The 15,047-nt window shown below is 56.4% G+C and carries 10 protein-coding genes; 3 read left to right on the top strand and 7 right to left on the bottom strand.

The window, feature by feature from the left end; genetic code table 11:
• Positions 1-147: 147 nt before the first annotated feature.
• Entirely contained in the window at positions 148-1,335 is a 1,188-nt protein-coding gene (locus G7Y39_RS00485) for an SAM-dependent methyltransferase (protein WP_165154011.1), read from the top strand.
• A gap of 93 nt (positions 1,336-1,428) precedes the next feature.
• Here G7Y39_RS00485 and G7Y39_RS00480 read toward each other — a convergent pair whose 3' ends face one another.
• From G7Y39_RS00480 to G7Y39_RS00450, 7 genes are all read right to left on the bottom strand, one after another.
• Entirely contained in the window at positions 1,429-2,259 is an 831-nt protein-coding gene (locus tag G7Y39_RS00480; protein ID WP_165154009.1) for a hypothetical protein, read from the bottom strand.
• Between the two features lie 35 nt (positions 2,260-2,294).
• A complete protein-coding gene (locus G7Y39_RS00475; RefSeq protein ID WP_165154007.1) occupies positions 2,295-5,216 on the bottom strand; it encodes an ATP-binding cassette domain-containing protein in 2,922 nt (973 codons plus the stop codon).
• An 83-nt stretch (positions 5,217-5,299) separates the two neighbouring features.
• Complete coding sequence (locus G7Y39_RS00470; RefSeq protein ID WP_165154005.1) at positions 5,300-6,967, bottom strand: putative transporter; 1,668 nt, start codon at positions 6,965-6,967, stop codon at positions 5,300-5,302.
• A 229-nt stretch (positions 6,968-7,196) separates the two neighbouring features.
• Positions 7,197-9,077 carry a radical SAM protein gene (locus tag G7Y39_RS00465; RefSeq protein ID WP_165154003.1) on the bottom strand — a complete coding sequence of 627 codons (1,881 nt, stop codon included), beginning with the start codon at positions 9,075-9,077 and terminating at the stop codon, positions 7,197-7,199.
• A 19-nt stretch (positions 9,078-9,096) separates the two neighbouring features.
• Positions 9,097-9,699 (bottom strand): ribosome biogenesis GTP-binding protein YihA/YsxC, encoded by a 603-nt coding sequence (yihA, locus tag G7Y39_RS00460; protein ID WP_165154001.1) that lies wholly within the window; start codon positions 9,697-9,699, stop codon positions 9,097-9,099.
• A gap of 22 nt (positions 9,700-9,721) precedes the next feature.
• Positions 9,722-11,179: a sodium:solute symporter gene (locus G7Y39_RS00455; RefSeq protein ID WP_165154135.1), complete on the bottom strand. Its 1,458-nt coding sequence runs from the start codon at positions 11,177-11,179 to the stop codon at positions 9,722-9,724.
• Between the two features lie 240 nt (positions 11,180-11,419).
• Complete coding sequence (locus G7Y39_RS00450; RefSeq protein WP_165153999.1) at positions 11,420-12,736, bottom strand: SpoIID/LytB domain-containing protein; 1,317 nt, start codon at positions 12,734-12,736, stop codon at positions 11,420-11,422.
• Between the two features lie 471 nt (positions 12,737-13,207).
• Here G7Y39_RS00450 and recR point away from each other — a divergent pair, with 471 nt between their 5' ends.
• Together recR and G7Y39_RS00440 are read left to right on the top strand one after the other, a co-directional pair.
• Positions 13,208-13,822: a recombination mediator RecR gene (gene recR / locus G7Y39_RS00445; RefSeq protein WP_165153997.1), complete on the top strand. Its 615-nt coding sequence runs from the start codon at positions 13,208-13,210 to the stop codon at positions 13,820-13,822.
• A gap of 48 nt (positions 13,823-13,870) precedes the next feature.
• Entirely contained in the window at positions 13,871-15,037 is a 1,167-nt protein-coding gene (locus tag G7Y39_RS00440) for a glycosyltransferase family 2 protein (RefSeq protein WP_165153995.1), read from the top strand.
• Positions 15,038-15,047: the final 10 nt, after the last annotated feature.

Below are 15,047 nucleotides of genomic sequence, written 5' to 3'. Positions count from 1 at the left end.
CTCCCTTGAATGGGCATTCTAACGACCTTACAATGGGCATCGTAAGGTCGTTAGAACGGGCATCGTAAGAATACCTCCAGTTAAGATGTCGGAACTCTGGATGAATAGTCGTACATTTGTTGTCGTATGGTGGTATAAATGAAAGATATGAAAGGATTGGAATGTTTGCTGCGATTTGTAGATGAGCACAAGGGGGATGATCCGGATCGCCTGTTGTTGTCTGCCAAACGTTATCCGGAGGTGGATATGCCCTTGGCGGTCGATCAGATCTTGGCCCGGCGGAAGGTGAAGGATAAGCTGCCTACCTGGTGGGCGAATAAGGATGTCTTTTTCCCCTCGCGTATCTCAGCCGAGCAATGTTCCGGTGAGCTGGCAGCGACTTATAAGCAGACCTTGGTGAGTGAGGGAATACGGATGTGCGATCTTACCGGTGGGTTGGGGGTGGACAGCTATTTCTTCTCCCGCAAGGTGGACAGCTTGGTCTATTTGGAACGTTTTGCCTCGTATTGCGACGCTGCCCGTCACAACTTCAAGGCGCTGGGAGCGGATAATATCGAGGTGGTGAACGGCGATTCCTTATCGGCCTTGGAAGGGAAAGGTCCGTTCGATCTGTTTTGTATTGATCCTGCCCGGAGAGGGGAGGGAAATAAGCGGATCTTCGCCCTGCGGGATTGCGAGCCGGACTTGACTGCCTTGATGCCGGACTTGCTTGAGCATGCGCCCCGCGTCATCGCCAAGATCTCTCCGATGGCGGATATTCGCCAGACATCCGCCTTGCTACCGTGGACGACAGAGGTGCACGTGGTGTCCGTTCGGAACGAGTGCAAGGAACTTCTTTTCTTGATGGATAATGAGCGGATGGAGGATCGGGTGAATCTCCCGATCACTTGCGTAAATCTGGGCAGTGACCAAGCTGCGTTTAAGTTCACGCTCGCCGAGGAAGAGCGTTTCCCCTCCCGTGTGAGTGGAGATATACGAGCCTATTTATATGAACCAAACGCCTCAATATTGAAGGCCGGAGCATTCAAGGCCGTCGCTTCCTGTTTCGGCTTGAGCAAATTGCATGTGAGCAGCCATCTGTACACGTCAGACAAGCTAGTCCCTGATTTCCCGGGTCGTTCATTCCGTGTAGAGGAGGTGATCCCCTTTACGAATAAACGATGTAAGACCTTGTCGAGGCAGATCTCCCAAGCGAATATAACCGTCCGCAATTTCCCCCTCTCGGTGGATGAGCTACGTAAGCAAACCAAAATCGCGGATGGAGGAATCACCTATCTTTTCGCCACGACCTTGGAGAATGGGGACAAGATACTTGTCAAAACGCACAAGATATAGGATACCGCACGGGCGTCGCGGTGACATCCGAAGGGCTATAAAAAAAGTGTATGATGTTTGTCACCATACACTTTTTACGATATGAGGCTTATATTATTTCAATAGATTCGCACGCATCTCCTCGATCTTAGCTTTTGACTCGCGGGCCGTATTTAGGGTCGCTACCATATCGCTTAACGGAGCGATCGTAGTCCCTAATTGCTCCAGGTCAGGATAATACTTCGCTAAGTCTGCCGTGATCTGTTGAAGGATCTCCAAGCGTTTCTCCATATTCTCGCTCAAACCGGCGGAAGTGGCGTCGCCTTTAACGACCAAGCCCGGGTTCGCGTATACGATCGCGTATTCCACGGCCATGCCTCCCAACAACTCAAGCTCAATGTCGGCCTTGTCATTTTCCATCATCGCGTCGATCAATTTGTTTTCTTGGTCTTTCATGAATTTGCTTAACTCCTCTTTGCTGGCGTTAGCGGGAGCGGACTCTTTCATGATGTCGATGGCGAATGGGATGTCCAGATCCGTAGTCAATTTAACCAATACGTTCTCGATGTCTGTAGTCGGCTTCTTCATCGCCTTCAATAGGTTCAAGTCCGCGAAGTAGATACCGCAAGCACGTGCTTTCTGGGCTTGTGTGTTCAACTCGGAAACCTTGCTGACCGGCAACATGAAATCAGTGTTAGCCACGGAGATCGTGACTTCGCCGGTAGACACCTTGTAAGGCAACTCCGAATCCGGCATGTCTTTCAGGAAACGGGTGACCTCGTCTTTCAACTCGGCTGTAAGCAGATCTTTCGATACTTCTCCCGCGATGACGGCCTCTTCCTCTACTTTTTGCTCCGCGGCATCTTGTTTTTTACTGTTGTTGCAAGATACCATTCCGAATGTAACCGCTGCTATGGTTAGCAGGCTAACAAAACTCTTTTTCATGTTAACTCCTTATTTTTAGATTATATATTTTGTCATCAATCGTTCCCCTTGTTTAAGTACCTGCCGGGAAACTCTGCGAAGATAGATATAATTACCAATAAAGCAAAGATTCCTAACATTAATAAATTAAATGTAAAAGTAGAAAATGTGTAGCCGGCGAACTTTTTCGTGTGGCTATAGAAGGGCGCGCGTCCCCAGTTGTTGTCCGGCTCCAGGTAAATCTGCCCGATTTTAGGATAGATCCGGTTGTGGGCCTTCTTGTAGAATTGGGTGCTGGTTGAGTTGAGCACCAGCTCCTCGATGGCCGAGTTATGATGCTCTTTTTTCAGGGTGTTCAACCATTCGGAGCCGTGTTCCTGAATGGCCTCTTTCCGTTTTTTCTCCAACAACGCCGTGAAATTATCGCTGCGGGTATGCAGGGCCTTTTCCACTTTATCCAGATAGCTCTCGTAGCTCTCTCCGGACGTATAGGGGGCGATGCGGGCGGCACGGGACAGTACGGCCAGCTCGTTGCGGATCGTCCGGATGTTCTCTTCCCGTTTCTCCGGGATCAGGTCGAGGCTGTTTACGAGGTCGCGTACCTCGTCGGCATGGATATTCCGGTAATATTGCGCCAGGAACTTCTCTTTCTCGACCGCGAAAAACAGGCGGTTGTAGCTGTTGTTCCGGAATTGCTCCGTGACCAGCGCCTCGAACGCCCAACGCGAGGGGATCACCTCGCCGATGAGGGGCACCCGGTTCCGGCTGGACGCGCTCCTGCTCAAATCGTCGAACCGGACGACCAAGCCGCACAGTAAGATCTGCGGGATTAGAAGCAGCGGTATCGTGATGTAGATCGCTACGATCGAGCTGAAGGATTGCGATAGCACCAAACCGGTCAGGTTGGCGAGGAATGAGGTTACCCATAGCGTGATCCACCACGTGAGGAACATCTCGCTGCCGATGCCGATCAACGCGTTTCCCACCGCTATGAATTGCAAACTCTGGATCGCCGAGATACAAAGCAGGTAGAACATCTTTGACGAGAGGTAGCTGCCCCGGCTCAATCGCAAGAATCGTTCTCGCTTCAGGAGCGTCCGGTCCTTGATGATCTCTTCGGCGCTGATGCTGAGTCCCGTGAAGGTGGCGACGATCACCGCCATGAAAATGTAGGATACCAGATTCTTGTTCGCCAGCAGGGAATACCCCTCATCGGGCGCGAAGCGGGTGAGCAGGGCCACGATCACCGCCAGCAGGGGAGTCTCCAGCAAGGCGATGCACAAATACGGCTTATTGGTCAGCTTGGTCTTTATGTTTCTTTCCAGGAAGATACAGAACTGCTTCCAGAGCGAGGGCTTCCGCTGATGATTCGGGGGCAGGGGGGTCGGCCTTGCCGCCTGGAATCGCGGGCGGGAAGCCACGTAGAGCTCGTGCCACTCTTGGGGCGTGATCTTCCGGATGTTTGTCTGGTTCCCGCTATCGTCTATCTTCTTCGCGTCGATGATGGTCAGGATGAGCTCCGGGTTGATGTTCCCGCAGGTGCCGCACACGCTGATGTCCTGATCGGTGTAATTGGCGATCCGCTTGAAGTAGGTGATCGCCTCGATCGGGTTGCCGTCGTAAATCGGGTAGCCGCCGGTATCCAACAGCCATAGGCGGTCGAACAGCTTGTAGATCTCGGACGAGGGTTGATGGATATTGACCACCACGAGCCGTCCCCGGTGCGTCTGCTCCTTCAGCAGCATGATGACCTTCTCGGAATCGGTGGACGAGAGGCCGGAGGTAGGCTCGTCCAGGTAGAGGATCGCCGGCTCGCGGATAAGCTCCAGCGCTATGTTCAGCCGTTTACGCTGGCCTCCGCTGATCGTCTTGCGGATCGGGGACCCGACGGCCAGATCCCGGATCTTGCTCAGGTCCAGATCCTCGAGGATCGTGTTGACGCGATCCTCGATCTCCTTCTCGGTTCGGTTCGCGAAGCAAAGGCGGGCGGTGTACCACAGGTTCTGGAACACGGTCAGCTCCTCGATCAGCAGGTCGTCCTGCGGCACGAAGCCGATCAATCGCTTGCATGCCGGATCGCTCAGCGGATGCCCGTTCAGGCATACGCTTCCCGACTCGGGGGTGATGTTCCCGTTCAGGATGCTGAGCAGGGTGGACTTGCCGACGCCGCTTCCTCCCATGATGGCCACCAGCTGGCCGGATTCGAGGTTGAAGGAGAAATCGTGCAGGCCGTTCTCGCTGTTCTTGAAGCGGAACTCGATCTCCCTCCCGGTCAATACGATGCGTTCCTTCCGCTCGTTCCGGTTGAATACATCGAGCGCGTCGCTGTAATAAACCGGCAGGAATAGCGGGCTTTTGATTACGCCGCTGCGTTGCCAGCCGTAGAAGATGCCGGGAGTAAGCGGGATGTCGTTCATGAATACCCGTCCGCTGCCTTGGTACAGAAAGACCATCCGGTCGAACCGGGTCAGCCTCAGCACCCGTATCTCGCCCTCCAGCCCGCTCCGGTGGATGTGGTTGGGCGCTTTATCGCCGGCATCGGCGTTGACCGTGAGTATGGAGGGGGATTTCTTGCCGGCGACGAAGGCGTACAGGTCGTCGAAGGTGCCTGTGTCGATGTTGAATATCGCGGCGATCTGGTGGAAGATGGCCAGGTTCTCGTTCAGCCCCTCATGGTTGCCATGGGCGAACTCCATGAAGCGGAGCAGCAGCAGCAGCTGGTCTTCCGCGACCAGTTTGGGCTTGAGCTGGTTGCATACGTTGATGATGACGCGCTCCCGGTTGATGACGAGATCCGGGTCTTCGTAAACCGTTTGTATCTCCTCGAACAGCTCCATGTATTCCTTGTGGGAGCGGATACCGAAGTGACTGGTCAGATAGGCGTTGACAGCCTGGCGCGCCTGGCCGCCTCCTATTTTCGCCAAGGAGGCGAATATGGCGAACAGGTTCAGCAACCCATTGAGTATAGTTTCGTTCATGAGCCGAAGTATTGTTTCAAATCTTCCGCGAAGATAAGGCAAGTGAGACAAAAAACAGGTCGGATGCCGGACTTTTTAAGCGGTCAGGTGAATAACAGGATCAATAATTGGGCGGAGATCACCCGGACGAACATGGATAGCGGGTAAACCGTGGCGTATGACACGGAGGGCTCGTCGCCCTCGACGGTCGTGTTGGCGTAACTCAAGGCCATCGGGTTGGCCATGCTCCCGCAGAGCATGCCGATGTTGTGGGCGTAATCCAGCTTGAGGAACCGCGAGGCGATGAACCCGACGACCAGGACCGGCACGATCGTCAGCAGGAAACCGAGGCCGATCCACAGCAATCCCTCGGCCCGGAAGACGGTCTCGAAGAAATGAGCCCCGGAGTCGATCCCCAGCCCCGCCAGGTAGATCACGATGCCGAACTGCCGCATCATCAGGTTCGCGCTCTGGGTGGTATAAGTCGTCAGGTGGAAGCGGGGGCCGAACGCGCCCATCAAGATCCCGACGATGATCGGCCCCCCGGCTATGCCCAGCTTGACGGGCGTGCTCATCCCCGGTATGGCGATGGGGACCGCCCCGATCAGCACGCCCAGCGTGAGCCCTACGAACAGGGCGAGCAGGTTGGGGTTGTCCAGCCGTTTCAGCTCGTCGCCCAATATCTTGCCCGCGTTGTTCACGGAGTTGGCCTCGCCTACGATCGTCAGCTTGTCCCCGATCTGCAGGCGGAGGTCGCGGGAGGCCACCAGGTCGATACCCGCGCGGTTCACCCGGGTGATGTTGATCCCGTATAGGTTGCGGAGCCGGAGCGAGCCTAGCTTCACCCCGTTTACCCGGTCGCGGGTCACGACGATGCGGCGGGAGATCAATTGGCTGTCGATCGCGTTCCAGTCAATATCCTCTTTGTTCCAGTCCGTCGTCTCTTGCTCCCCGAAAAGCACCTTGATGGACTCGACATCCGCCTTCACGGAGATGATCAGCAGGTGGTCTCTCCCCCGCAAGATGGTCTCGGAGGTGGGGATCGTCACCTTCCCGTCCCGCCAGAGGCGGGAGATCACGAACTGCTTCTCCGTCAATCTCATGACCTGCTGGATGCTCTTGTCGTAAATGGAGGGGTTCAAGACCTGGAACTCCGCGACGTTTGTCGCCGTGTCCGGCTCCTTGTGCCTCTCCGGCCTCTTTTGGGCGAACAGGGCCCTCAGGATGACAATCGCCAGGATCACGCCTACGACACCGAGCGGATAGGTCACGGCGCAGGCCAGCGCCATCTCCGTCACGCTTCTCGTGTTCTCGGGGTCTGTCTGCAGGAGCGCTTGCTGGGCCGCGCCCAGCGCCGGGGTATTCGTCACGGCGCCGGATAGCAGCCCGACCATGACGGGGACGGGGATCCCCGTCATCCCGTGCAGCAGCAGCGTCAGCAGCAGCCCCAGGGCGATCACCCCCAATCCCATCGTATTCAGCTCCACCCCGCCTTTTTTCAAGGAGGAGAAGAAGCCGGGACCTACCTGCAATCCCAAGGTATATACGAAAACGATAAGCCCGAAATTCTGGGCGAAGCTCAGCATCTCCTTATTCACGGTAACCCCCAGATGTCCGGCCATGATACCGGCGAAGAATACGAACGTGATGCCCAATGAGATGCCGAATAGCTTTAGCCGCCCCAGATACACGCCCGTCGCCGCCACGATCGAGAGGATGGCCACGGCCTGTACCAGCGAGGGTTCGGTAAGCGTCTCAAGTAACCAATTCATACGCGTTTTTTTTGTTTAGGAAGCGCGAAAATAGGGAAAACAAAGCAATTAAAAAAATGGCCGGATCCGCCGAGCGCTTGAACCGGCCCGGCGGCGTCCGCTGGGATCGTCCGAGTGCTTGAACAGCTTCAGCGGCGTCCGCTGGGATCGTCCGAGTGCTTGAACAGCTTCAGCGGCGTCCGCTGGGATCGTCCGAGTGCTTGAACAGCTTCAGCGGCGTCCGCTGAGGCTATTCAAGCAAGATTTTCTCGATATAATTCGGCGGCAGGGTGGTGCGCGGCACTTTCAGGCCGCCGAACCATCTCTGCAAAGGCAAGTCGAACCCCGTCCCGTTCATGTAATTGTAGAGGGAGACGCGGAGCCCCTCGCTGAAAAGCTCCGGATCGCAGCCGGAAAGCGCCTCGAACCGCAGGTCATTGCGGGCGAATCCCCCAAAGGGAGGCTCCGTGACGCGGCAACCGTACGCGGCGGGGCGCGCCCCCGCGGGGCTATGCGCCGTCAGGGCGAAGCGATGCCAGAACCCGGATTGGATCAGCCCCAGCTCGAACATCTGCCGGACCGTCTCCAAGGAATCGATGGTCTCTTGCGCGGTCTGGGTCGGGAGGCCATACATCAAATAGGCGTGAACCCGGATCCCCGCCGCGGTGAAATGGTGGGCGACCCGCGCCACCTGCGCCACCGTCACCCCTTTGTTGATCAGCTTGAGAAGCCGGGGAGAGGCTACCTCCAGGCCGCCCGATACGGCGACGCAACCGCTTCGCTGGAGCAGCTCGCACAGCTCGCGGGTATAGCTTTTCTCGAAACGGATATTCCCCCACCACACGACGGTCAGCCCCCGGCGGAGGATCTCCAGCGCCATCTCCCGCAGCAAGGCGGGCGGGGCGGCCTCGTCCACGAAATGGAAGCCGATCTCGCCGGTCTGCCCGATCAGGCGCTCCATGCGGTCCACCACCGTCCGGGCCTTGTTCGGCTCGTAGCGCTTGATGTAATCCAGCGAGCCGTCGCAGAAGGCGCATTTCCCCCAGTAGCAACCGTGCGCCAGGGTCAGTTTGTTCCAGCGGCCATCGCTCCAGAGCCGGTGCGTCGGGTTGGCCATTTCCAGGACGGAGATGTATCGGTCCAGCGGCAATCCCCCGTAGTCCGGGAATCCCGTCTCGCTCTGCCGGCAAGCGGGGTGGGCGGGGTTGTCTTGATAAACGACCCGCCGGCCGCTCTCGTCGAGCGAGAAGGTGCGCACCAGCTCCGCCCGGGGGATCGCCCCCTCCAGGTAGCGTAACAGTTGGTAGAGCGGATCCTCGCCGTCATCCAGCATGAGGTAATCGATGTATTTGAAGAAGCGCGTATCCGCGATGGAGCGCAGCTCCGTGTTCGCGAAACCGCCGCCCATGAGGATCGGGAGGCCGGGGCGCGTCTGCCGCAGCCACCGGGCGAGCCTGAGGGCGCTGAATAGATTCCCCGGGAAGGGGACGCTGAAAGCCACCGCCTTCGGCCTGCTCTCGGCCAGGTGCCTCTCCAGCAGCGGCCGGGTCAGGCGCTCGATGAAGCCGGAGGGCCTTTGGAGGGCCTCCTCGATCTCGTCGAAGGAGGAGGCGCAACGCCCCAGCCGCTCGGCATACCGGCTGAAGCCGAAATCCGGGTCGATCGTCTCCCGGATCAAGTCGCAGAGCCCCTCCAGGTACGAGGTCGCCAGATAACGGGCCCTGTCGCGCAGCCCCGCGGCGCCGAACGCCCATTCCAGCTCCTCCTCGTCCCGGCTCCCGCGGTCGCTCCCGGGGAGGTACGCCCGGTCGCAGATGCGATAGGCGAGCGTGTCGTTCTTTCCCTGCAGGAAAGCGACGACGGCGCCGATCGTGTCGATATACCGCCGGCGGTCGGCCAGCATCCTCCGGACCTTGGCCGGATAGCGCCCCTTCCGCCGCTCGATCTCGTCGAACAACTCCCCGAGGCCCCGCTCGGAGAACAGCGCCAAGATCGTCTCGATACCCAGGTCGGCCTGCGCGGCGTGTACCCCCTTGCTCTCCAGGTACCCCTTCAGGTAGGCCGTGGAGGGATAGGGCGTATTGATCTGCGTGAACGGAGATAAAACCAGAAGAACCGAAGCCTGTTCCATATCGCCTCACCTCCGTTTCTCAAGGACGCAAGCTGTTGTTGACCGACTCGATGTAGCCCAGGATCTCCTCCCTTCCCTGTCGCTTCTCCGCGGAAGAGACGAGGATCGGGGGAAGCTCCTCCCACGTCTCCAGCAGTTTATCCGTATAGGCTTTCAGGTTCTCCGTCAAGCGTCCCCTGCTGATCTTGTCGATCTTCGTGAAGACGATCGCGAAAGGGATCCCGTTCTCACCCAGCCATTCCATGAATTCCAGGTCGATGCGCTGCGCCTCGTGGCGGCAGTCCAAGAGGACGAACAGGCTGGTCAGCTGCTCCCGGCCGAGGATGTAGCTCTCGATGATACGTCTCAGCTGCTCCCGGCCCTCCTTGCCTCGCTGGGCGAAACCATACCCCGGGAGGTCTACCAAGTACCATTCGTCGTTGATTAGGAAGTGGTTGATAAGTAGAGTCTTGCCCGGCGTCTGCGAAGTCATCGCCAGGCCCTTCTTGTTGGTGAGCATATTGATCAGGGAGGATTTGCCCACGTTGCTTCGTCCGATGAAGGCATACTCCGGCCGGTTCCCCTCGGGGCATTTCCTCACGTCTGTGTTGCTGATAACAAATGTCGCGCTTTTAATTTCCATCTGTGATAAATTATATAAATGACTACTTCGGTCGTGAAGTGAGACCCGCGGACGCGGCCCACAACCCGGCGAACGTGATGCCGCCGTTTACCATGAGCATCTCGTAGCCGAAGGTATAGCCTGCGTATTGTCTCGCCAGGAAATCCGCGGCGAGGCAGATCAACGGGGAGGCTACGCAGATATAGGGCACGTATTTGTCGCGGGGTTTCCGCCTCGTGAAAAGCCCGAAGGCAAACAGCCCCAGCAGCGGGCCGTACGTGTACGAGGCGATCAGGTAAATCGCGTCGATAACGCTCCGGTTGTTCACGGCCTTGAACGCCAGGATGATCCAGACGAACAAGACAGAGATCGCCACGTGTACCGTCAGGCGGATACGCCTCGCCCTTCCCGCCTCCGCCCTCTGCACGCCGAGGATGTCCACGCAAAAAGAGGTGGTGAGCGCCGTCAACGCCGAGTCGGCGCTGCTGAAAGCCGCCGCTATGATACCGATCGTGAAGAAGACCAGGATGCTCTCGCCCAAGATCCCCGAGGTGCAAAACATCGGGAGGATGTCGTCGCCCAAGGCCGGCAACGGGATCTCCTCCCGCGCCGCCAACGTCAGCAGCAGTACCCCCAGCGAGAGAAACAGGAAGTTGACCGGCGTGAAGGCGAAGCCATACACGTACATGTTCTTCTGCGCGTCCTTCAAGCTCTTGCAGGAGAGGTTCTTCTGCATCATGTCCTGATCCAGCCCGGTCATGACGATCGTGATGAAGATACCGCTGAGGAACTGCTTGAAGAAGTTCTGCGTGCTGTGCCAATCGCCGAACTCGAAGATCCGGAAATGGGGGCTCTCCACCAGCGTCCGCGCCATCCCCCCGAAATCCAGTCCCAGCTTCTCCTTCACCTGCCAGATGATCACCACCAGCGTCGCCACGAGGCAGAAAGCCTGCAGCGTATCGGTCCAGATGATCGTCTTGATGCCGCTCCGGAACGTGTACAGCCATACCAGCAGGATGCTCAGGAGCGCGGTCGCGGCGAACGGGATCTCCCAGGCGTCGAACACGTAGGTCTGCAAGATCAAGACCACCAGGTACAGGCGCGCGGCCGCCCCCACGCTCTTCGAGAGCAAGAAGAACGAGGCCCCGGTCTTGTACCCCCTTCTCCCGATCCGCTCCTCCAGATACGAGTAGATGGAGGTAAGCCGCAACTTGTAGTACAGCGGCAGCAACACCTGGGCGATGACGATATATCCGACGAAGAAGCCCCATACCGTCTGCATATACGTCATGTCGATCGTACGCGCCATGCCGGGTACCGATACGAACGTCACCCCCGACAAGGAGGTGCCCACCATGCCGATCGAGACGATGTACCAAGGCGATTTCCGCTCCCCGAGGAAGAAGGCCTCGTTGCTGTTATTACGCCCCGTGATCCACGCGATCAGCAGCAAGACGGCGAAATAGGCGGCGATGATAAAAAGGATAATCGAGCTGTTCATATACGGTTGACTTCTTTCTGTTAGCGGGGGCAAAAGTAGAGAAAATAATGGGAATCGCCGAGAAAAAAAAACGATTCATCGAATCCTTTTTGGTCGTTTTAAATCTTCGACCTACCTTCGCGCCCGAGTGATAGCTCGTGAGAGTGAAAGCGAACCGGTTGTCTGTCATAACCGGGAAATAGGTAAACATTAAACGGAAAAGGGTCGTCATCCGGATAGGATGCGACCTTTTTTTCTTGTTCAATACCTTTCCTCCACAGAGGCTCCGGGGAAGTAATGCGCGAGGATTTCCCGGTACGAATAGCCGTTGGCCCCCATCACGGCGGCCCCGATCTGGCAAAGCCCCACGCCATGTCCCCATCCGGCTCCTGTCAAGACGAAGCGGGAGGGAATACCGAGGCGGACGTCCTCTTTGTCGACAACAAAGGCCGAGCTGTATAGATGCGTCTCAGACAGGGTCCTGCGTATCTCAAGCTCCTTGCCGATGGTGAACGAGCGGCGTACCCCTACGATCCGGAGTCTCGCGATGCGGCCCGACGAACCCCTCTCCAACGGCACGAGATCGATGATCGGCCCGAAGTCGATACCCGTTTTCCGGCGGACCAGCCCCGACAGTTCCGCTTGCGTGTATGCCACTTTCCAACGGTAGAAATCCGCGGTCTCCTGGTCGTAGCGGTTCAACACTTGGCTCAGGATCTCTTGGTCCGTCGTATTGCAGAAGGCCTCGGGCGAGGTACGTATCCATTGTTCCGCTTCCCGCTCGTCCGTCAAGTCGGGATAGGCGGGAGCCTCGCTGTCTCTCAAGGCGGTAAGATAGGCGTGGGGAACCGGTTCCCAGCAATTCTCGAATTTCTCGGTCACGCCTCCGCAGCATTTCGAGAAGCGGGCGTCGCAGATCGTACCGTCGTTATCCATCAATACCTCCCCGCGGGTCTCCTCGATCACCTCCCTGACTATCGGGTTCGATGCCCGGGTAATACCTTGGTAACGCTGGCAATGATCGTCGGCACAGACATCGAACAGCTCATGGTCCTCCCGGTCGTACCAGCGGATCAAGGTCTCGTCGTCGCGGTAACAACTCTCATAGGGCGTAGCCGATCCGCCCAGGTTGAAATTCTTCTCGACCTGGGCCAGGAGCCAGCTTCGCGAGATCACGGCATGGGCTTTCAGCAACTCTCTGGAGGCGTTGGCGCTCATCTCCGAGGAGATTACGCTGGTAAGGTATTCCTCCACGTCCACTTGGTTGATCGTGACGATCCCCTTTTCGGTCGCCACGAGGTTCAACGCCCCCTTGAAGCGTTGATCCTCCTGGCGTTGCCAGTGAAAATCCACGCCGATCGTAACCGCCCTCAGGTCGAACGAGGAGTCCGGGCCGCTCGGCTCGAAGAACAGCTCCGGATAAAGCTTCCCCTTGTACACGATCTTGCCGTCTACCCAGAGGGCGCGTTGCTCGCCCAGGGCGGGCGTGCCGGTTTCCGTATGTATATACGCTTCGTTAAAAACGAACGAGACCGCTTCGCAGGTCATGATTCCCACGTTGATTACAGGTGTTTCCATATCCTTATTCCTTATTATTCTATTCTTTTCTCGCGTTTAGGGAATCAAAGGTCTCGCCTGGCTTCCGCCTTTCTCGCCAGAGACGAGTACTTGCGTGGTTGCCGTAGCCTCCGGGAAAGGATACGTAGCTTTCCCCTTCTTTTAATTCTTGGTAGGCGTTTTCTGGCAGCCCGGTTACCTTTTCTTCATTTTCTGGTTTCACGATATAAAATGTTAGATAGTGTGTTCGTAATAGCCCCGCCAAACGGGTGCCGGATGACAAATTTATGTTTTTTGGTCGAGACCTGCAAAGATTCTTCGGAAGAATCAAAGAAGCGATATGAAAATGGGGCATCTGGGTATTAACAAAAGCTTAAGAAGGCTGGAAACTATTTACTAAGTCGTTTTGGGGCATGATTTCGCTTTTGGAGGGGTTGTCCTATGACTAATTCGTAAATTCTTCCTACTTTTGCCGGTAAATGGAGAAAGTAGATGAATCAAAGATATCCTTCAGCCTTGTTGGAAAAAGCCGTGAATGAATTGGCTTCCCTGCCGGGAGTGGGACGGAAGACCGCGCTCCGGCTGGCGCTTTACATGTTGCGCCGGGATATGGGCTATACGGAAAACTTCGCCGCGGCCTTGGTCGCCCTTCGTCGAGACGTGAAGTACTGCAAGGTCTGCCATAATATATGCGATGATGAGGTTTGCTCTATTTGCGCCAACCCCGGCCGCGACCATTCCTTGGTTTGCGTGGTAGAGAATATCAAGGAGGTGATGGCGATAGAGAATACCGGGCAATTCGGTGGCGTATACCATGTGTTGGGCGGGATCATCTCGCCCATGGATGGTATCGGACCGGGCGACTTGCGTATCGACAGTCTGGTGCGACGCGTGGCTGAAGGTGAGGTGAAAGAGATCATCTTGGCGTTGAGCACCACCATGGAAGGCGATACGACTAACTTTTTCATTTACCGCAAGCTATCCGGTTACGATGTGAGGATCAGCGTCATCGCGCGCGGCGTATCTATCGGCGATGAGATCGAGTATGCCGACGAGATCACCCTGGGGCGATCCATTGTCAATCGTACCGAGTTCAAGATGACGTGATAGCTGACAGTTGTTTAATGCGTAATTTATAATTCATACATATCCGGAATGACCTACGAAGAGACCAAGTTGTCCGTTATCATCGTTAACTATAACGTGAAGTATTTTCTGGAGCAATGCCTCTATGCTGTCCGTGCCGCCGTGACGGGGATGGATGCCGAGGTGTTCGTGGTGGATAATGACTCGACGGATGGATCTGTCGAATATCTCCGGCCTAAGTTCCCGGAGGTGGTTTTCATCGAGAATAAGGAGAATCCCGGTTTCGCCAAGGCCAATAACCAGGCGATCCGCCAGTGCGCCGGGGAATACGTGTTATTGCTGAATCCCGATACCGTGGTGGGAGAGGAGAGTCTCCGCAGCCTGTGCTTCCAGATGGATGAGGATCCGGAGATCGGGGCCATCGGCGTGAAGATGCTGAACAGGCACGGGGTGTTCTTGCCGGAGAGCAAACGGGCTTTCCCTTCGCCTTGGGTATCGTTCTGCAAGATATTTGGTCTTTCAAAGCTGTTTCCCAACTCTCCGGCATTCGCACGTTATAGCCTGCCGTATCTGGATAAAGAGCAGACGCATGAAGTGGAGGTGCTGGCGGGCGCGTTCATGTTGCTTCGCCATGAGGCGTTGGATAAGGTTGGTCTGTTGGACGAGTCGTTCTTCATGTATGGGGAGGATATCGATTTGTCTTATCGGATCGTGTTGGGGGGCTACAAGAATTTGTACGTGCCGGAACGGATCCTGCATTATAAGGGGGAAAGCACGAAGCAGGGCGACTTGAGGTACATAAAGGCTTTTTACGGCGCCATGTTGATTTTCTACAAGAAATATTATCCGGGATCCGGTTGGCTGATGCGAATACTGATCCGGTTGGCGATCCTGCTGAAAGCTTGCTGGGCGACGCTTTCCATACCTCTGCGCAAGAAGGCTAGAGCGGTTAAGCATCGCCGCCTTTTGATCTTGTGTAGGGAGGAGCATTTTGAGGAGATAAAGGCTGTTTGCCTGAAAGCTATGCCGGGCCTGGAGTTTGTGAATCTCTGGGATTTGGACGTGGAGCGTGTGATGGATGCGATCTGCCGCAAGAACCAGATGAAAGGCTTTACGGACTACGTTTTCTGCTTCCCCGACGCGCGCTATGAGCAGATGCTCTTGTTTATGGACAGGCTCGCGAACAAGAAAGCGGTTTACCATATATATACGAAGAAGAGTGGTCGGCTTGTTTAAGTAATCCTGG

This window comes from Parabacteroides sp. ZJ-118, assembly GCF_011038785.1.
Classification (GTDB): Bacteria; Bacteroidota; Bacteroidia; order Bacteroidales; family Tannerellaceae; genus Parabacteroides.
The sequence above is the reverse complement of the archived record's forward strand: the minus strand, read 5'-3'. Positions and strand labels throughout refer to the sequence as shown.

Bases quoted from the DNA above. Each gene is read 5' to 3' on its own strand.
- G7Y39_RS00485 (WP_165154011.1), top strand. From the start codon at position 148: ATGAAAGGATTGGAATGTTTGCTGCGATTTGTAGATGAGCACAAGGGG.
- G7Y39_RS00480 (WP_165154009.1), bottom strand. From the start codon at position 2,259: ATGAAAAAGAGTTTTGTTAGCCTGCTAACCATAGCAGCGGTTACATTC.
- G7Y39_RS00475 (WP_165154007.1), bottom strand. From the start codon at position 5,216: ATGAACGAAACTATACTCAATGGGTTGCTGAACCTGTTCGCCATATTC.
- G7Y39_RS00470 (WP_165154005.1), bottom strand. From the start codon at position 6,967: ATGAATTGGTTACTTGAGACGCTTACCGAACCCTCGCTGGTACAGGCC.
- G7Y39_RS00465 (WP_165154003.1), bottom strand. From the start codon at position 9,077: ATGGAACAGGCTTCGGTTCTTCTGGTTTTATCTCCGTTCACGCAGATC.
- yihA (WP_165154001.1), bottom strand. From the start codon at position 9,699: ATGGAAATTAAAAGCGCGACATTTGTTATCAGCAACACAGACGTGAGG.
- G7Y39_RS00455 (WP_165154135.1), bottom strand. From the start codon at position 11,179: ATGAACAGCTCGATTATCCTTTTTATCATCGCCGCCTATTTCGCCGTC.
- G7Y39_RS00450 (WP_165153999.1), bottom strand. From the start codon at position 12,736: ATGGAAACACCTGTAATCAACGTGGGAATCATGACCTGCGAAGCGGTC.
- recR (WP_165153997.1), top strand. From the start codon at position 13,208: ATGAATCAAAGATATCCTTCAGCCTTGTTGGAAAAAGCCGTGAATGAA.
- G7Y39_RS00440 (WP_165153995.1), top strand. From the start codon at position 13,871: ATGACCTACGAAGAGACCAAGTTGTCCGTTATCATCGTTAACTATAAC.